Here is a 19246-nt window from a genome sequence, read left to right as displayed (position 1 = left end):
CTTTTTGGGGTCAGATCAAAAAATTGAAATTTTTTACCGCTCTTTTTATTGATAACCTCAAGTATAACTATAATTAATATTTACTACATAAATTAGAAGCTTTTTCTGTTGTTTTTAACATAGCATAAAATACAATAACCAAGAAAAAGTAAAACACATTGCCTGAATTATGGGCAAAAAATCCCTGACTCAAACAATAAAAAGCAACCGAAATAATATGCACACAACCTAGCATCGCAACCGTTGTTTGCTCTATAGAACCTTTATTTAATCGCTTAAAGAAAATAGCAAAAGGAATGCATAATACACCTAACAAAGCAAATAGGCCAACAATACCACGTTTAGAAAAATCATCTAAGTATTGATTATGTACGTGTGCAAACCCAGAAGCATAGCTACTAATTAATTTTTGCTCTCCCTGCTCTTTCCTATTTTCAACAGCCCCTTTATAACCCCAGCCTAAAATCGGTTTTTCCTGAATTTGTAACCAAGCACTTTTCCACATATCAAAACGGGCTCCTACCGAAGTCGAGCCATTATTCTTATCAAAATAAGCTGAAATTTCATTTTTAGCTTCAATAAACCGGTGAGCAATTTGTGTATTTGGCACTAATGTTGCTGTTGTTACAGCCAAAACCATAACAGCAAGAAAGCCACCTAATACTTTTTTAGAAATATATTGACGGTAAACAATCAAGATAAATAGAAGAATAACAGGTAATCCAATCCAAGCCCCCCGCGCAGTCGAAAGAAAGCTTGCTAAGATCCCCATTAAAGAAAAAACAAAGTAAAGTGCGGTTAATTTATAGCGTTTTTTCGTGAAAAAGTAGAATGTCACAATTAGCGAGAACATTGCAATAGACATGGCGATGCCACCACTTTGAATATGCATCTGGGCAAAGAACGCTTGCGGTTTATTTAAAATAAAACGATGGTAAATTGCTACAATACCAGAGATCAATGCGCCAACAGCTATAAAATGAAATATCCAAGTTAATTGAAGATAAAAACGAGAAAAAAGTGGTATTAGTAATAAGAAAAGTAAAACTTTTGAAGGATTATCTAATAAACTTGCTTTTTCATTGTTTATCAAAAATATCAACAAAAACGTAACAAAATAGAAAAAATACCCCCATACTAATAACTTCTCTTCATAACTAAAAGAAAAAATTGTCTTTTTTCTTAATTCAAAAATTACATAACCTAATGCAAAAGTACATAAAAAAAAGGGTGCATAATTATAACCCTTCTGAAAAACTAAAATAGATAAGAAAAAAAAACCGACTAAGGCATTCACTATGCCATTTAACTGAATTTGTTTCACTAATATGCTCCTTTTCGCATTAATACAACTTTAGCCGTTTTATATAAAATAATTATATCATTCCATAGTGACCAATTTTTGACGTACCAAGCGTCAAGGTAAACTCTCTTTTCATAACTAGTATCACTACGTCCACTCACTTGCCATAATCCTGATAGTCCTGGCCTAACCATATAATAATAGGTAATATTTTCCTCATAAAAACGTAATTCAGAACGAACTACTGGTCTTGGGCCAATTAAACTCATGTCCCCCTTTAATACGTTCCACAATTGAGGTAATTCATCTAGGCTAGTTTTACGTAAAAAACAACCAATTGGTGTAACTCTAGGATCATTTTTTAATTTATATGTTCTTTCCCACTCATAACGTATATCCACATCAGATTGCAGTAATTTTTGTAATATTTCGTTAGAGTTCATCACCATGGTTCTAAATTTGTAACAATAAAAAGGTTTACCATTACGGCCAATACGTACTTGACTATAAGTTGCACTACCACCATCTCGCCTTATTTTCCAAGATAGATATATAAATAATGGCATAAACAATACCAGTAACATTCCAGAAACCACTATATCAAATGTTCGTTTAACAAATCGAGAAGAGCGTTTTGCAAGATTATTATGCAAACGTAATAAAATTGCCTCATGACTAAAAATATGAGAAATCTCCGCTCCATATAGAGGTACCCCTCCTAAAGAAGGTATAACTGATATATCTCGGTATCCTAAACGATTCAATTTCATCACCCATTCTTCTAGCATATCATCTTGATTTTTTTCTAATGCAATGAAAACTTTTTGATAACAATGAATACTTTCTAAAAAAACATCAATAGGAACATATCCTTGTTTAGGATCAATAAAGACCATATCGTCTCGAGGATCAACAAACACCTTAACTTTATAACCTAAACTTTTATCTGTAGCTAAAGCCTGAAAAGCTGATCGTGCATTATCAGACTTACCAATCATAACGCAATCAAGCTCCCATACCCCCAAGTAATTTAAAAAATACTTAGCAAAGATACGCCCCAAAGGGGATAGAAAGATAACAATCCCCCAAACATAATACCACGTTGCTACTGATAAATTTGAGTAGGTTAATACCAGTAAAGACAGATTTAATAATGCAACTTTGATGAGTACCGTATAAATATCATATAATTCGTCCCAAAAGGGTTTACGATAAGTATAATGCCTCTTTATCGTCCAAAACCATAAAACAGCAACTCCTACACAAAATAGAAATAAACTTAACCGAATAATGGAATTTGTTATTTCATTAATATCTAATGAAAAATCATCAGGTGTAGAAATATAATAAGCAAAGAAAATCGAAAAACTAAAGACAAACAAGTCCGAAAAAATAAGAATAAATTTTGTAATAATCTTATTATTTATCATTTAATTTGGTCCAATAAGTTTTATGCATACTCAATTTTTTATTTAAACTCATTGGGAAATATTGATAATAGAATCCCAACTTAAAACCAAAATATTTAGCAAAAGTCATTCCGACCGCTCGAAATAACCACAGTCTCTTATTATTCCACAAATATTTACATTCTGAAAGAACAAAACGTGTGCCCTCTCCATTAAGTCTACCAAATTTTTGTCGAAGCCAATAATTTTGAGATTGAAAAACCCCTGTATCAAAATAACGTTTAAATTCTTGCGTCAAGGTATAATTATGGGAATGGTAAACGCAAGCCTCAGCACAATAAGCAACCTTATAACCCGCTAAAATCATTTTGGCCGTTAGATACATATCCTCTGCTAGAATAGTATTATCAGGGAAACCACCTAACTCTTCAAACACAGATCGGCGATATGCAGCAAAAGAGTTCGACATAAAAGCACATTTTATGCCTAACTCGGCAATATCCTGTTGAGATTTCACACTCGACTTTGCAGGATAATTAAAAAGACGCGCATGAGCCGCTAAAGGTGTTGCATTACTATGGGGTAATTGGCGACCACAAACGGCGGCAACATCTTTATCTTCAAAGGGTTTAAGTAATTTTTCTATGGCATTAGTATCCGCTAAAATTGCATCCTGTGTCATAAAGATAAGAATTTCTGCACTTTTTCCTGCAAACTTAACCGCTTGATTACGCGTACCACCGTGATTAAATGTTTGTTTATCAATTGAATAGACATCAAACCCCGATCGCTTTGCCCATATTACCGTATCATCTGTTGAGCCAGAATCAATTACAACAACACTTGGCTTAACGCTTTGTGCTAAAATATGCTTAAAACACGTTCTGCCTAACTCTCCAGCATTGTAGGTGGGGATAATTAGTATGGTTTGAATTAATTGCATTATTCTTTATAATCCACTTATATTTGTACAATCTAGTTTATCATCAAATAAAAAAGCCTAAAGACTCATCAACCTTATTAAGATTCTCTTTAATTTAGAAACGAACTTATACTGTCTAAATTTATTCTTAGGTAAATTTCCACATACTAATAAATCAAATGAATCTAGCGATTTTTTTTGTAAAATTGCCAGTCTAAAATTATGAATAAACACTGACAAATTAGTAAAGTAGACAAGCCACCTCTTCTTTCTATCAAATGCACCTATTTGATTATTAGAATGCTGACGATAATCAATCAATGGCTGTGGAATAAATATTGCTTCTCCATAATATTTTGCTAATAATGCAATCCACCAATCATGCATATAAAGATGATCCCAATCTACTAAATCAAGCGATTTTAGAACAAGCTCTCTCATAGAACGATTCACACAACTTGCTGCTCCTTGTACACAGTTTTTAAATAGGATAGAATCATCTTCAAACACTCGAGCTGTTAAGCCTTGATAATCAAAAAAACTATCTGAAATCACATAATTCTTATTATTAATTATTCGGCTATCACTAAATACTAGTAATGCTGTTTTCGTAGATTGTAAGTATTGACTAAATATCCCTATCTTATTTGGGTGCCAAATATCGTCTTGATCAGAGAAAAAAGTATAATCTTCTTTAGCATACTTTAACGCAGAAAGAAAATTATATTTTGCACCTTTTTGTAATCCAGAAACAATTTCATAACAAGAAAAACTATACGACAAGAAAATATTCTCTATCAGTTCTAGTGTATTATCTTTCGAAAAATCATCTGAAATAATAATTTTTTTAGGTAATATATTTTGTTTTAAAATACTTTCTAGTTGCTGCTGAACGTATTTTGAGCCATTATATGTACACAAAATTACATCATAATTAAGTTTTTTCATTATTAAATACTAAGAATTTTGATGATATAAAGTTAATTACCATGCCAGCAATGCTACCAGCAGCTACGCCAACTATCGGATAATTAAGTACAGTTATCACATAACTTACTAATAAATAATAAGTTAATAAATTTGCCATACCACCAAAAATCATACACCACAAATAATATAAGAACTCATAAAATTTATTTGTCCTCCGCTGTGCTTTAAATGTAATATTTCGATTTAAAATCCAAGTTACAAAAACAGCACATATAAAAGATACTAGGCGAGAAATATATAAGCCAAAATTATCTTTTAATAAGTAGAGTATGGTGGTATCAACCACAAAGCCAACACCACCAATAAAACCAAAAAATAAAATCTGTTTAATTGTACTTTTATTCATTATCTTTAATATTTAGATAAGATAAACGCTTAATCTCATGACGAGTAATTGTAGTACTATCTAAAATTAATCCTGTAAAAATAGAAAATATTGCAATCATCATTAAAGCAGAGGAAAGAATTGCTGTTGGTAAACGTGGAACAAGCCCAGTTGCAAAATATTCACTAAATAATGGGATTCCTAGTAAAATAGAAAATAGCGCACATAGTCCACCAATTAGACTGAAAAAGGCTAATGGTTTTTCGCGCATAAATAATTTAATAATTGTATAAAGAATACGAATACCATCTTTATAGGTAGATAATTTACTTTCTGAACCTTCTGGGCGATCAATATATTTAGTCATGACTTCACCATAAGGCATACGCAGCTCTAAAGCATGCACTGTCAATTCCGTTTCTGTTTCAAATCCTTGAGCTAGAGCAGGGAAAGATTTTGCATAGCGACGAGAAAATGCTCGATATCCAGAAAGCATATCGGTGAACTCTCCTCCAAAAATTTGACTAACACTACCTGTCAACATCTTATTACCAAATTGATGACCTGGGCGATATGCTAATTTTGCAATTTCAGGATCTACCTCACGACAGCCAACTACCATATCAAGATTTTCATCAATCAGTTTATCAACCAATTTATGTACAGCCTCTGCTTCATAAGTATTATCCCCATCAACCATTACATAAATATCAGCATCAACGTCAGCAAACATACGACGAACTACATTTCCTTTACCTTTATGTTTTACACTAATTACTTTTGCTCCACTTCTTATGGCCTCAGTAACAGTATTATCTTTAGAATTATTATCAAACACATAAGCCTCAATTTCAGGCATTACTTGCTTGAAAGATGTCACCACATTGTAAATAGTAACTTCCTCATTATAACAAGGTACTATAAGTGCTACTTTTTTATCTCTATATTTCATATAAACTCCTATAAGTTTTATTTAAACTAAATAATTCTTTTGCTGTTAACATTGCAAATATATATGCAAATCCTAATAATACCGAGTTTGCAACATTATAAAAATTAAGTACCGTCATATTGATTCCATCAGTAAATATAAACTCAGAGAACCAAGCAATTGCAAACGTATATACAAAACTCAATAGTATAAATGCTAATGTTGTTGCACAGTATAAAAATACCATTTTATTTCTTTTTATATTATCTTTTATAAAATTAAAGTTAAATATAAATGATAAAAAGCAATACGATATGACAGCTATACAAAGCAATATACAGAAAACGTTCATTTTCTTATAAATAGAAAAGATAAAATTTATCCATTTATTTGCTAGCTCACTATTCACAAAGCTATCTTGCATAATTTCATAATTAGTTAAATACTCTGTATGAGTAAGTCTTGACGCAAGATCGGCTATTTCCATATTTAAAATATTTCCAGCAGGTTGACTCCCAGCTGAATAATTGTGAAGTAAAATGCTTCCCTGATATCCTTTTCGCATTATCTTCCAAAGGTTTTTGATTTCATCTATAGACTTTCCTCCCGTAGAGGATACCAATTGGAATTTAGTCTCTTTTTCTAGAATTCCTTCTTCAAAAGCCTTTTCAACTTCAGAATTAATTTGTTTAAATAATGTATCCACATCCTTTTCTGAAGTCCATACATTAGCCTCTACCAGAGCAGTTCTTAATACCCAAGTTAAAAAATCTCCTTTAATAGGGTTTACGTATGCATCTCCGCCAAACCAAGGAGTATGAATAATTTTATTTCTAAGCTCTAAATGTTTTTGGAATGTAGGAGAGACATTAAATGCTTTATCAATAGAGTCAGCAGGGGCCCAATGTATAGATGTTCTATTATCAGATTTTATTTTATATATATTTTTTGTGAATCTACCAAGCTCACCCCCATTTCTAGTTTCAATTGCATATACACCAAAAAAATGTTGGTTTACAGATTTATAAGTAACTGTAATTACTTGATATACAAGTAGAGGCATAATTAGCAATATTAATTTAGAAAAAAATATTTTTTTAGAAAAATATCCTTTTATATATTTATATATATAAATAAGTAAGCATAATATTATAGAACTTACTAAACAAGCTAATAGCCAAACACCATCTTCTTTTATATAGAATGTAAATGAGAAAACTAAGCTATATATGACCACTGAAAATAATTTTTGATTTCTGTTCAACATAGCAGAAAAAACATTCCATAGTATAAAAGAGAAACTCATAATAGTAAATGGAGCAATAATAGAGTTTCTATACAGCCTAGTTCCCATCCATATTTCAAATGCCGTTGGTAAAAACAAGAAATATATAAAAGCAAGTAAAGCTATAAATTTATTCTGATTTAATTTAAGTATAAGATTAAGTACAGTTAAAGCAGAAATACACCAAAATATACTAAGAACTAAACTATAATTTAGTTGAGATATATACACAAAATCTAAAAATATCGGGAAAGACATTGTTTTTAAAAGCGATGTATGATCTATATTTTGATAATGGCTAGGTAAAGCATATTGGATCATTAAAGCATCATCATATGCTTGATCTGACGGAAACCAAAAGCCTGTAATTTCTCCCAAATATAATCTAATAAAAATAAGAAGAATAATAAATATATAATATGGATCTTTTAAAAGACTGAGTTTTTTATATATACTTTCTTGCATGAGTTAATTCATTCCTGTACTATACATCAATTTCTCTTTCAAACTTGAGAAATTCCAAGGACGTTTTCTAATACGCTGATCTTTTAAATATTCAGATAATAGCTCTTGATCAAAATTCTTTGCATAGTTAGTAATTAACATCCAATCAGTAATCTGACGATATACTAAATCTCTCTTTAAGAATGGAAAGCCGAATTCATCAATAATAAAAAATGGAGCAACTACGATAATTCCATAACGTTGAATCAAACGTGATATTTCTTGTTTTAATGATGCTTTATAATAAGTCGTTTGTTGTTTTGTTGTTTTTTTATCATAAAATGCTAGATGTAAATTTTTTAAGGAACCCACTAAATGTTGATCTAAATGACGATTACCCGACACTTCTATTAGAAACTTTTGCAATAAAACTTCATCATCCACAATAGTATCTATTAAATTTGCTGTATCTAAAAATATAGTTGGTTTAAAACCATCTTTCAGAATAGATTCAGATAGTTTAATTTCTCCATTATGGATGTTTGCACGTCTATCATCACTAATGAAAAAATCCTCCCAAAATTTAGAAAAATATTTACCATTAAATACATCGTTAGAGAACTTTAAAAAGTAAGATTGCACATGATAACCTGGTTGCCATAAATATTCTGCTACACCAATAAAATCCTCCTGCTCATTCTTCTGCATAAATTCAATAAAACGATTATCTGATTTTATTAAATTAGCAAAAATAGAGTCATTACAAATAATAATCTCTTTTGGCTGGATATTATTAGTTTTTAATAACTGGATAAATTCTTTATAAGTACCAAAGTCACGTCCAATATTATGCCTTTCCGCCATAAATAAAGTCCGATCTTTAAAAGAGTCTATAAAATATTTATCTAGCTTTCCATTAGAAATAGTAATTATTTTATAATTTAACTTTTCAAGTAGTTCAAAATAACGTTCATACATTAAAATTGATTTAGGAGCATAAATAACAAAAAGAATAATCTTTTCATTATTCAGAACAGATAAATCAAAATTTAAAAAATCATCGAGCAGTCTAATTGTACCATTAGGATTCTCTTTTCTATACTTCTTTGAAACTCTATACATTTTATAGCGTTCTATTGATAGCAGAGAAAGCATCGTCCCAAATTTTAATTTTTCCTTAGCTATATCTATATATTTTCTCATAACTCTTCCTTAAATAATTTATTGCATACTTTGCATATATTGATTACTAATAATATCTATTTCACCAATACCTTTTATTTTCCCTTTCTCTATCCAAATAGCCTTTTGGCATAGAGCCCTAACCTGCTCAATAGAGTGCGATACAAACAATAATGTTGTACCACCATGTAATAACTCTTCCATTCTTTTTTTACATTTCTCCTGAAATGCAAAATCTCCGACCGCAAGCACTTCATCTACAATTAAAATATCAGGCTTAGCTATTGTCGCTATAGAAAAACCTAAGCGAGCAGCCATACCAGATGAAAAGTTTTTGATAGGCGTATCAAGGAAATCTTGTAGTTCTGCAAATTCGACTATACTACTAAAATGTTCTTCAATAAATTTCCTACTATGACCTAAAATTGCTCCATTGAGATAAATATTTTCACGAGCAGTAAGTTCTGGATCAAATCCGGCACCAAGCTCTATCAGTGGAGAAATTGAACCGGCCACTTTTACAGTCCCCTTATAGGGTTTCAAAATTCCACAAATTAGTTTCAATAAAGTAGATTTGCCAGAACCGTTTTTACCTATTAACCCCCAAGATTCACCACGTTTTACTTGAAATGTTACATCTTGCAATGCTAAGAACTCTTGAAACATCAACTCTCTCTTTAACATTTTGATAACATATTCTTTCAAACCACTGATATTTTCAGAAGCCTTATTAAAACGAACGGTAGCATTTCTTACATCGATAATAATGTCATGATTCATAACTAAATATACAAAATAAATTGGTCTTGCTTACGATTAAAATACCACATACCTACTATTAGAAATACAATGGCAGTAAGTGATCCTTGTACTAATAATTCTAAAGAAAGAGGTGTTCCATATAAAACAATTTCTCTAAATTGCTGAATATAACCATACATAGGATTAAGATTATCATACCACCAGCGGTATTCTTCAGAAATAATGGATACAGGATAAATAATCGGTGTTAAATACATCCAGATAGATGTAAATACTCCCCAAAGATATTGTATATCTCTGAAAAATACAGATGCTGTAGCAAGCAATAGACTCAATCCTAAGCTAAAAATATAAACTTCAAATAGTACTATTGGTAGCCACAGAATATTCCAGGTTAATGGAACTTGGGTGATTAGCATAACAAGAGCGAGAGCAATCAGAGAAAATAATAAATTAACTAAGGCACTTGTTACTTTTGATAACGTAAAAATATATTTCGGTACATAAGTTTTCTTTAGTAAAGGGGCATTCATAATAATAGATCCTGTAGCTAAAGATGTTGCTTCACTCATAAAACCAAATATAACCTGCCCAGCAAGTAAATACACTGCAAAATTAGGAATATCAAATCTAAATAAATTAGAAAAAACGATTACTAATACAGTCATCATTAATAAGGGATTTAAAATACTCCAAATATATCCCAAATAGCTACGGCGATATTTCAGTTTGATATCTTTTAGCACGAGTTGCTTTATCAATTCTCGATATTGAATAAATTCTGAAATTGCTTTCTTAGATGTTTTCATTTTGCTAGATTTTACTTAAACTTAACCGCTTGACTCAATGTTTTACCCGCTAAATCTTTTGCCGATAAGCTAGGTTCTCCGTCTAAATGCCAGTCAATCCCGACAGTTGGATCATTCCAAATTAATGAATGTTCCGCTGTTGGGTTGTAGTAGTCTGTACATTTATACGTAAATTCTGCCGTGTCGGTTAAAACATAGAAACCGTGTGCAAATCCTTCTGGCACCCAAAGCTGACGCTTATTTTCAGCAGATAGAATTTCACCAACCCATTGTCCAAATGTCGGAGAGCTTTCACGCATATCCACAGCGACATCAAATACTGCCCCTTGAACCACACGCACGAGTTTGCCTTGCGTGTTTTCCGTTTGGTAGTGTAAACCTCGCAATACGCCTTTCACTGATTTAGAATGGTTTTCCTGTACAAACGTGCGGTTTGCGACATTCTGTTTAAACCATTCATCTCGGAATGTTTCCATAAAAAAGCCACGCTCATCACCAAACACCTGTGGCTCTAATAATTTTACATCAGGAATTTTTGTTTCAATGATTTTCATTGTTTATCCTATTATCTTATACAAAATAACGTTTATATTTTTGATGGCTTTGGATATTACGTTCCGCATCTTTTTTATCCCAAATTTGTAATTCCCAAGGATAATAAAAATTACTGGAGTTTTTAAAATAAATATGAATACCAATATATTCATCTTTATCCCGTAAGTACCAATTTTTTAAACCATATTTTTCTTTCCAAAAATCAAGACATTCCATTACTTGAGTAATCTCTTGACTGGAAATAATGATTCTCACACCAAAAATATCATTTAATATACTATTTACTGGGTAGCCTTCACTTCGTTGCTTAAATCGCTCTATTTTAGCTAAAATCGACTCAGAAGTTTTTACCCGATAAAAATAGGCTATATCATACAAATCTGCACGATACAAATAGTCATTAATAGATTCATGCAAATTTAAACGATAAGATAAAATATGCTCAATAGGAACATTTGGTAATGTATGCTTTAAATTTACTTTTTGTACCTTTCCTGTTTCAAAATAATCACGAGAAAAAGCTGAATGTAATTTATTAATTTCACTAATCAAACGTTCAATTTTTGCAAGCATATTTTCTCTTTACATATAAAGTGATAAATTTTTTAACGCCTTTTGCCAATCACTTGGCTTAATACCAAATACTCGGTTAATTTTCGCTAAGTTTAAGCAGGAATTCGCGGGGCGTTTTGCGGATGTTGGATAATCTGCAGTGCCGATTGGATTAACAAGCGGTGCTTTTTCCAATATTTTTTGCGACACAGTTTCGGTAAAAATAGCTTGTGCAAAGTCATACCAGCTCACATAAGGGCTACCCGTAAAATGGTAAACACCATACTCTATTTGCTCCCCTGCAACGATTTTCTCAGCAATCTGAATAAGTGCTGCTGCAATATCTCCAGCATAGGTAGGTGCACCGATTTGGTCAGATACAACGCCTAAGCTATCACGTTGCTGAGCAAGTCTTAACATTGTTTTGACAAAGTTATTGCCGTGTTCCCCAAATACCCAAGCCGTACGTAATACAATAGTTTTGCTATTCTCTGCAAAGGCTGCTTGTTCACCCGCTAATTTTGTTTTGCCATAAACACCTTGGGGAGCTGTTGTATCATCTTCGCTATACTGCCCCGCTCGCTGACCATCAAAGACATAATCCGTTGAGATATGTAAAAATGCTGCACCAACCTCATGGCTTGCTTTTGCAAGGTAGCGTACACCGTCCACATTAATTGCCGTAGCCAATTCAACTTCACTTTCTGCTTTATCAACTGCGGTATGCGCTGCTGCATTGATCACCACATCTGGACGGAAATCTCGGATCATATCAAACACAGCCGTTTGTTGAGTAATATCTAGATTATTACGATCCACCGCAAGAATATCGTGTCGCCCTTGTAATTGCTGCACAAGGCAATATCCTACTTGCCCATTTGAACCTGTAATTAAAATTTTAGCCATTAGCGTTGTTCCTTAATTAAACGTAATAAATATTGTCCATATTCATTTTTCGCCATTGGCTTCGCTAATTGCTCAACTTGTTCTGTTGATAACCAGCCATTACGCCACGCAATTTCTTCTAAACACGCTACTTGTAAGCCTTGTACATTTTCAAGTGTACGCACAAAAGACGCTGCTTCGTGTAAACTTTCGTGTGTACCTGTATCTAACCACGCAAAGCCTCGACCTAATAATTGTACATTTAATGAACCATCTTTTAGGTACATCTCATTTAATGTGGTAATTTCAAGTTCGCCACGGGCAGATGGCTTCACTTGTTTGGCAAACTCCACCACACGACTATCATAGAAATAAAGTCCTGTTACTGCATAGTTTGATTTTGGATTGGCAGGTTTTTCTTCAATAGAGACTGCTTTAAACTGGTCATCAAACTCAACAACCCCAAAACGTTCTGGATCTTTCACCAAATAACCAAAGACCGTTGCACCTTTCTCTTGAGCTACCGCCTCTTTTAACATTTGGCTAAAATGCTGACCATAGAAGATATTATCTCCTAGCACTAAGCAACAGCTTTCACCGTTAATAAATTCCTCACCAATCAAAAATGCTTGAGCTAACCCGTCTGGGCTAGGTTGAATTGCATAGCTGAGTTGAATACCGAAATCTGAGCCATCGCCTAATAAGCGTTTAAAACTTTCATTATCTTCTGGTGTGGTAATAATTAAAATTTCACGGATCCCCGCTAACATCAAAACAGAAAGCGGATAATAGATCATTGGTTTATCATAAACAGGTAAAAGCTGTTTTGACACGCCTCGCGTAATTGGATAAAGACGAGTGCCAGACCCGCCAGCAAGAATAATGCCTTTCATATTTTACCCCTATGCTTTTGTGCCTAAACGTTCACGGCTGTATGAACCATCTAATACATGCTTCCACCATGTTGAATTGGTTAAATACCATTCCACCGTTTTACGAATGCCCGACTCGAAAGTCTCTTGCGGTTTCCAACCTAATTCACGTCCAATTTTACTTGCATCAATGGCATAGCGTACATCGTGTCCAGGGCGATCTTTTACATATGTAATCAGATCTTCGTACTTTGCTACCCCTTGTGGTTTATTCGGTACAAGCTCTTCAAGTAGTGAGCAGATTGTTTTCACCACTTCAATGTTGGCTTTCTCATTATGTCCACCGATATTATAGGTTTCACCCACCGCACCTTCCGTTACCACTTTATATAATGCACGAGCGTGATCTTCCACAAATAACCAGTCGCGAATTTGTTGTCCGTTGCCGTAAACAGGTAGCGGCTTACCTTCTAACGCATTTAAAATCATTAAAGGAATAAGCTTTTCAGGGAAGTGGAATGGCCCATAGTTATTTGAACAGTTGGTTACAATCGTTGGCAAGCCATAGGTACGCAACCACGCACGAACAAGGTGATCACTAGAGGCTTTTGAAGCAGAATAAGGGCTAGATGGGGCATAAGGTGTGGTTTCCGTAAAGAGATCGTCAGTTCCTTCTAAATCACCATACACTTCATCTGTTGAGATATGATGGAAACGGAAGGCTGATTTTTTCTCATCAGATAAACCATTCCAATAATGACGAGCCACTTCTAATAGCGTAAATGTTCCCACCACATTGGTGTGAATAAAAGCACCTGCACTATCAATAGAACGATCAACATGACTTTCTGCCGCGAGGTGCATTACCGCATCAGGTTGATATTGTGTAAAAATACGAGCTAATGCTTGTGCATCACAAATATCCACTTGTTCAAATACATAACGCTCATTATCTGAAACGCTGTCAAGTGATTCAAGATTACCTGCGTAAGTTAATTTATCCACATTAATCACACGATCTTGTGTGTGATTGATAATATGGCGCACAACCGCTGAACCAATAAAACCCGCTCCGCCAGTGATAAGTATTTTTATCATAAATGTCTCCACAAAATTAATCAATAAAATTAAACCATTTTAGTTCCCAAGCAAATTAAATGCAACAAATGAAATACATAATCAAAAAATAGTTTTGCTTAACGAAAATACAAAAACTTGCTTCTTTCTCTTTTAGTCCTATCGCAAAAAGAGTATAATTCCCCAAATATTATGTCAATTAAAGGTCAATAGACCCTGATAACACTAGAGGAATCAATGGCTAAAGAAGATAGCATAGAGATGCAAGGCACTATTTTAGAAACCTTGCCAAACACAATGTTTCGTGTTGAATTAGAAAACGGTCATGTTGTGACTGCCCATATTTCAGGCAAAATGCGTAAGAATTACATTCGTATTTTAACCGGTGATAAAGTCACGATTGAAATGACACCTTATGATTTAAATAAAGGTCGCATTATTTTCCGTAGTCGTTAATTAGGATAAAAAACGTCTAATAAGCGCTGAAAACTGTTAGTTATCTTACTGAGGGCATATCTGATATGCCCTTTAGTTTTATGCTGTTTAAATAAGTTGAGCATTTAAAATGACACGTAGACAGCATGCATGCGCTGCTACAAAACTGACACAAACGAAAAATACATGTTTATCAGCTAATATGTGATTTGATTTAACTTATTGATAAAGATTGAAAATTTGGTGGAGATAATCGGGATCGAACCGACGACCTCTTGCATGCCATGCAAGCGCTCTCCCAACTGAGCTATATCCCCAATACAGAAAGGTCTTCTAAAAAGAAGTGGCGCTAATAATAAGTTCTGCCACTTCTTATGTCAATGTGAAATAATCAATTTATAACTAATTGCTTAATTTTAAATCAGTTATTTGCCTTAATAAAATCAATCGCTCGTTGAATGCGTTTTAATACACGTTCTTTACCGATCCCTACTAAAGTCACATCCATAGACGGCGATTGTCCCGTTCCTGTTACCGCAACTCGTAACGGCATTCCAACTTTGCCCATACCCAACTCAAGCTCAGCTGCGGTTTGTTCAATTGCAGCGTGTGTATTTTCTAAGTTCCAATCTGAAAGTGCGGTTAATTTTTCGAGTATTTTTTCTAATGGTTCAACCGCTGACATTTTAAAATGTTTTTTCACCGCACTTTCTTCATATTGTTCAAATTCTTCAAAGAAATAACGACTAGAAGCGGCCATTTCTTTTAAGGTTTTACAACGTTCTTTGAGCATATCCACGATTTCTATCAAAGACGGGCCATTTGAAGTATCAATCCCCTGTTCTTGATAATGCCAAGCCAAATGAGTTGCAACATTTTCCACAGGTAATTCTCGAATATAGTGATGATTTAACCAAAGTAATTTCTCTGTATTAAATGCACTAGCCGATTTACTGACAGAATGGATATCAAATAATTCGATCATCTCTTGGCGAGAAAAAATCTCTTGATCCCCATGTCCCCAACCTAAGCGAACTAAATAATTGACCAAAGCTTCTGGTAAATAGCCATCATCACGATACTGCATCACACTGACAGCGCCATGACGTTTTGATAATTTTTGCCCATCATCACCATTAATCATCGAAACATGAGCATAAGTTGGAATCGGTGCTTCAAGGGCTTTTAAAATATTAATTTGACGAGGCGTATTATTAATATGATCTTCTCCACGCACAACGTGGGTAATCCCCATATCCCAATCATCTACTACCACACAGAAATTATAGGTTGGAGAACCATCAGTACGACGAATAATTAAATCGTCTAATTCACCATTACTTATTTCAATGCGACCACGCACCGCATCGTCAAAAACCACTGAACCGTCTTGCGGATTTTTAAAGCGCACAACATGTGGTTCACTCTCGGAATGCCCATGATCCCCTAAACAATGGCGATCGTAACGCGGTTTTTCTTTGTTATTTTCTTGTTGTTTACGCAAATTTTCTAAACGCTCTTTCGAACAATAGCAACGATACGCCAAGCCTTGCTCAATCATCTCATCAATAACTTGGTTATAACGCTCAAAACGTTTTGTTTGGTAATAAGGCCCGTGCTCCCAAGCTAAATTTAACCATTCCATACCTTCCAAAATCGCAGCCGTGGCTTCAGGTGTTGAACGCTCTAAATCGGTATCTTCTATACGTAATACAAATTCACCCTGATTATGTTTAGCATATAACCATGAGTAAAGCGCAGTACGCGCCCCACCAACGTGTAAATACCCCGTTGGGCTAGGCGCAAAACGCGTACGAACTTTCACATTCGGATCTAAATTAAAAAGCGCTTTAAGTTTCATTCTATTAACCTTATTTATTCTCATTCCAAAAGTGCGGTCATTTTACTACGAGTTTTTTATTTCGCCATAAAAATTGCGATTTTATGTTTATTTTTACACCAATTAAGTCAAAAACATAAAAATTTGGTTGACTGAAATTCTATTATCTCTATAATGCCACACCACAACGAGGGCGATTAGCTCAGTTGGGAGAGCACCTCCCTTACAAGGAGGGGGTCACTGGTTCGAGACCGGTATCGCCCACCACTTTCATACAAGTGTCTTTCGTTGTACCCCAAGTTTTTTAAGGCTTTTTTAAGTGGGCGATTAGCTCAGTTGGGAGAGCACCTCCCTTACAAGGAGGGGGTCACTGGTTCGAGACCGGTATCGCCCACCACTTAAATCCTTAAAACCTACCAAAATTTTGATATTTTACAAAGCGCAAGCCAAGTAAACTATAAGAGTTTTCGGGCGATTAGCTCAGTTGGGAGAGCACCTCCCTTACAAGGAGGGGGTCACTGGTTCGAGACCGGTATCGCCCACCACTGCATTTCTTTATATCTGGTTTTAATGATAGAATTGAGTAAGGTAAATAATCTTATAGAACGTTAAATATGTTACAAGCTAATTTAGAAAGCATCACTTTCTCACTATACTTTGTGTTTGGATATTTTCTTATTGTGTTTTTATTACACAGAGAATTCATGCTAAGAAAATTTATTGAAAAAGAAGTTTTAAATAATATTGAATATATTAAACATATTAAACGTCTCCGTTTATTAGGTGCTCGATTTGATGCAAAATATATTTCTATTCTTTTATTGTTTTCTTTAATCATTGGCTATGTTTTAGTGCTATGTAATATTAGCAATCAAAATCTTGCTTACATTTTCAGTTCGCTCATATTTATTCTATCTTTTCTAGCAACAACCCTAGTAATAGGGAATTATTTTTATTTTAAAACATATAATAATTATTACGACATATTCATATTTGGGCTATTAGAAGATCAAACACAGGCAGTTCTAAAGAATATATATGAAGAAGTGCCTGTCATTTCTTTATTTTTTTTAACATCAATCGTATCTATCCTACCAAGTTTATTGGTATATCAAGCAATTTATTATAATTGGTTTCACGCTAATTTAAGTGTTATTACTTTTTCAATTTTAGCCTCATTTTCAATACTCTCAATGCTTGCATTGGCCAGGGGAACTTTATTTTCCTTACCTCTTGGAAAAGCTCATGCACAAGTATCATCACTTAATATCATTAACAAAATGATTCCAAATGGCATAGTTGCTATTGAATGGGCATTAAAAGATCGCAAGCGTGAAATATCCTTTTCTGCTGTATCAGAAGAAGAGGGACTAAAATTAATGCAATTAGCACTAAATAAAAATTCTCTTCTAGACACGACAGAAAAAAATGCATTTTTAGAACAAAATTCCCCCCATGTTGTTTTTGCACTAATGGAAAGCTTTGGCACGAATATTTTAGTTTTAGACGAGCCTGATACTAATGATCTGTTAGGAAAACTCAGACCTTATGTTAAAAATAGTTTTTTCTTTAAGCGTTTTTTGTCTATTTCTGGAGGAACTGCTCCTACTCTGGCCAGCCTTTTCTTTCATAGTCCAATACAAAATATAAGTCAATCAGTTGCCCAAAAAACAGCGTTATCTCATACGCCATTTCAGATATATAAGAAAAAAGGTTATAAAACCATATTTATTACATCTGGTAATGTTATGTGGAGAAACCTAGGAAATTATCTTCCTTTGCAAGGAGTTGACGAAATTTATGATCAAAACTCTATTTTGGATCTCTACCCAGAAGCACGAAATACCTTATCTTATTGGGGGATTGCTGATGAGTTTGCTTTCTCTCTGGCAGAAAAACTCTTACAAGAAAGTATTCAACCACTGTTTGTAAGCATACTCACCATTACAAATCATCCACCTTATCAATTACCAAAACATTATGATGCACGAAATATTCAACCAGATTGTCTCAAGGACAAATTAGGAAACAGCGATCAGGAACGCGAGAAGGTTTTGAAAACATATCAATATGCCACAAACGCACTTGGAAATTTTATTAGTAATATTGATAACAATCCAAACATCTCAAGCACGATCATTGCTGCTACTGGAGATCATCACCTTAGAGGAGTAAATGCCAGATTGCCTGAGGAATATTTTCTTATGAATGCAGTCCCTTTTCTGATACATATTCCTGAAAACATAAAATCTAAATTATCATTGCATTTTGATCAAAATGTGATCGGTTCACATAAAGATGTATTTCCAACACTCTATGAAATCAGCCTGTCTGAAGCTGAGTATTGGAATCTAGGAGGAAGAAATTTACTTAAAGCATCAGATAATAATTTTAATGCTTTTGCATATAATGAAAATGTTTGGGCTGATAGCACAGGAGTAGTTTGTCACTATGAAAATTATTCCAAATATTTATGGAAAGACGATTTATTGACTAATAATTCCATTGATGTACCTCAGGAGCAAATAGAGAAAATTAATGCTTATAAAAAGCTTTTATTTTGGCAAATAAATTATCAAATAAAAGGCTATAAACATTAAAACGTATCCTCATAATCACAATTTTAAAATTATGATAAAATTCAAATATTAATTTTTATAATCAAACG

The 19246-nt window shown here is 33.6% G+C and carries 18 protein-coding genes and 4 tRNA genes; 5 read left to right on the top strand and 17 right to left on the bottom strand.

All coding sequences use genetic code 11. The features are described from left to right. Nucleotides 1–73: 73 nt before the first annotated feature. Genes CVP05_RS11685 through rffG form a run of 15 tightly spaced genes read right to left on the bottom strand, consistent with a single transcriptional unit; the run spans nucleotide 74 to nucleotide 14324 of the window. Entirely contained in the window at nucleotides 74–1324 is a 1251-nt protein-coding gene (locus CVP05_RS11685; protein WP_243389247.1) for an O-antigen ligase family protein, read from the bottom strand. Beyond that, on the bottom strand, nucleotides 1324–2733 hold the full coding sequence (gene wbaP, locus CVP05_RS11680) for an undecaprenyl-phosphate galactose phosphotransferase WbaP (protein WP_100289741.1): 1410 nt from the start codon (nucleotides 2731–2733) through the stop codon (nucleotides 1324–1326). The genes CVP05_RS11685 and wbaP overlap by 1 nt, the downstream gene beginning before the upstream one ends. Further along, nucleotides 2723–3655, bottom strand: coding sequence for a glycosyltransferase family 2 protein (locus tag CVP05_RS11675; RefSeq protein ID WP_100289740.1), 933 nt, complete (start codon nucleotides 3653–3655; stop codon nucleotides 2723–2725). Before CVP05_RS11675 ends, wbaP begins: the two co-directional genes overlap by 11 nt. A 57-nt stretch (nucleotides 3656–3712) precedes the next feature. Next, complete coding sequence (locus CVP05_RS11670; protein ID WP_100289739.1) at nucleotides 3713–4582, bottom strand: glycosyltransferase family 2 protein; 870 nt, start codon at nucleotides 4580–4582, stop codon at nucleotides 3713–3715. Then, nucleotides 4569–4970, bottom strand: a complete 402-nt coding sequence (locus CVP05_RS11665; protein ID WP_100289738.1) for a GtrA family protein — start codon at nucleotides 4968–4970, stop codon at nucleotides 4569–4571. The genes CVP05_RS11670 and CVP05_RS11665 overlap by 14 nt, the downstream gene beginning before the upstream one ends. Next, on the bottom strand, nucleotides 4963–5901 hold the full coding sequence (locus tag CVP05_RS11660) for a glycosyltransferase (protein ID WP_100289737.1): 939 nt from the start codon (nucleotides 5899–5901) through the stop codon (nucleotides 4963–4965). Before CVP05_RS11660 ends, CVP05_RS11665 begins: the two co-directional genes overlap by 8 nt. After that, nucleotides 5891–7630: a hypothetical protein gene (locus CVP05_RS11655; RefSeq protein ID WP_100289736.1), complete on the bottom strand. Its 1740-nt coding sequence runs from the start codon at nucleotides 7628–7630 to the stop codon at nucleotides 5891–5893. The genes CVP05_RS11660 and CVP05_RS11655 overlap by 11 nt, the downstream gene beginning before the upstream one ends. A 3-nt stretch (nucleotides 7631–7633) precedes the next feature. After that, entirely contained in the window at nucleotides 7634–8812 is a 1179-nt protein-coding gene (locus CVP05_RS11650; protein WP_100289735.1) for a rhamnan synthesis F family protein, read from the bottom strand. A gap of 18 nt (nucleotides 8813–8830) precedes the next feature. Continuing rightward, entirely contained in the window at nucleotides 8831–9571 is a 741-nt protein-coding gene (locus tag CVP05_RS11645) for an ABC transporter ATP-binding protein (RefSeq protein WP_100289734.1), read from the bottom strand. 2 nt (nucleotides 9572–9573) lie between these two features. Next, entirely contained in the window at nucleotides 9574–10362 is a 789-nt protein-coding gene (locus tag CVP05_RS11640) for an ABC transporter permease (RefSeq protein WP_100289733.1), read from the bottom strand. An 11-nt stretch (nucleotides 10363–10373) separates the two neighbouring features. Then, the gene (rfbC, locus tag CVP05_RS11635) at nucleotides 10374–10916 is read right to left on the bottom strand and encodes a dTDP-4-dehydrorhamnose 3,5-epimerase (RefSeq protein WP_100289732.1); all 543 of its coding nucleotides are present in this window, start codon (nucleotides 10914–10916) and stop codon (nucleotides 10374–10376) included. A gap of 16 nt (nucleotides 10917–10932) precedes the next feature. Continuing rightward, nucleotides 10933–11490: a nucleotidyltransferase family protein gene (locus CVP05_RS11630; protein ID WP_100289731.1), complete on the bottom strand. Its 558-nt coding sequence runs from the start codon at nucleotides 11488–11490 to the stop codon at nucleotides 10933–10935. A 9-nt stretch (nucleotides 11491–11499) separates the two neighbouring features. After that, nucleotides 11500–12375, bottom strand: a complete 876-nt coding sequence (gene rfbD, locus CVP05_RS11625) for a dTDP-4-dehydrorhamnose reductase (protein WP_100289730.1) — start codon at nucleotides 12373–12375, stop codon at nucleotides 11500–11502. Further along, nucleotides 12375–13247 carry a glucose-1-phosphate thymidylyltransferase RfbA gene (gene rfbA, locus CVP05_RS11620; RefSeq protein ID WP_100289729.1) on the bottom strand — a complete coding sequence of 291 codons (873 nt, stop codon included), beginning with the start codon at nucleotides 13245–13247 and terminating at the stop codon, nucleotides 12375–12377. The genes rfbD and rfbA overlap by 1 nt, the downstream gene beginning before the upstream one ends. Before the next feature lie 9 nt (nucleotides 13248–13256). Next, complete coding sequence (rffG, locus tag CVP05_RS11615) at nucleotides 13257–14324, bottom strand: dTDP-glucose 4,6-dehydratase (RefSeq protein ID WP_100289728.1); 1068 nt, start codon at nucleotides 14322–14324, stop codon at nucleotides 13257–13259. Nucleotides 14325–14540: 216 nt separating this feature from the next. On the opposite strand from rffG, the gene infA reads away from it, so the two are divergent. Then, nucleotides 14541–14759, top strand: a complete 219-nt coding sequence (infA, locus tag CVP05_RS11610) for a translation initiation factor IF-1 (RefSeq protein WP_100289727.1) — start codon at nucleotides 14541–14543, stop codon at nucleotides 14757–14759. Nucleotides 14760–14979: 220 nt separating this feature from the next. Here the strand turns inward: infA and CVP05_RS11605 are convergent. Together CVP05_RS11605 and gltX are read right to left on the bottom strand one after the other, a co-directional pair. After that, nucleotides 14980–15055, bottom strand: a tRNA-Ala gene (locus CVP05_RS11605). Nucleotides 15056–15159: 104 nt separating this feature from the next. Then, nucleotides 15160–16599: a glutamate--tRNA ligase gene (gltX, locus tag CVP05_RS11600; protein ID WP_100289726.1), complete on the bottom strand. Its 1440-nt coding sequence runs from the start codon at nucleotides 16597–16599 to the stop codon at nucleotides 15160–15162. A 170-nt stretch (nucleotides 16600–16769) separates the two neighbouring features. Between gltX and CVP05_RS11595 the strand changes: the two genes are divergently transcribed. From CVP05_RS11595 to CVP05_RS11580, 4 genes are all read left to right on the top strand, one after another. Next, nucleotides 16770–16845, top strand: a tRNA-Val gene (locus CVP05_RS11595). A gap of 54 nt (nucleotides 16846–16899) precedes the next feature. Beyond that, a tRNA-Val gene (locus tag CVP05_RS11590) sits at nucleotides 16900–16975 on the top strand. A gap of 72 nt (nucleotides 16976–17047) precedes the next feature. After that, a tRNA-Val gene (locus CVP05_RS11585) sits at nucleotides 17048–17123 on the top strand. Between the two features lie 69 nt (nucleotides 17124–17192). Then, nucleotides 17193–19178: an LTA synthase family protein gene (locus CVP05_RS11580; protein WP_243389246.1), complete on the top strand. Its 1986-nt coding sequence runs from the start codon at nucleotides 17193–17195 to the stop codon at nucleotides 19176–19178. The last annotated feature ends 68 nt before the right edge of the window (nucleotides 19179–19246 follow it).

The organism is Conservatibacter flavescens (assembly GCF_002795425.1).
Taxonomy (GTDB): Bacteria; Pseudomonadota; Gammaproteobacteria; order Enterobacterales; family Pasteurellaceae; genus Conservatibacter; species Conservatibacter flavescens.
This window is presented reverse-complemented; position numbering and strand designations above follow the sequence as displayed.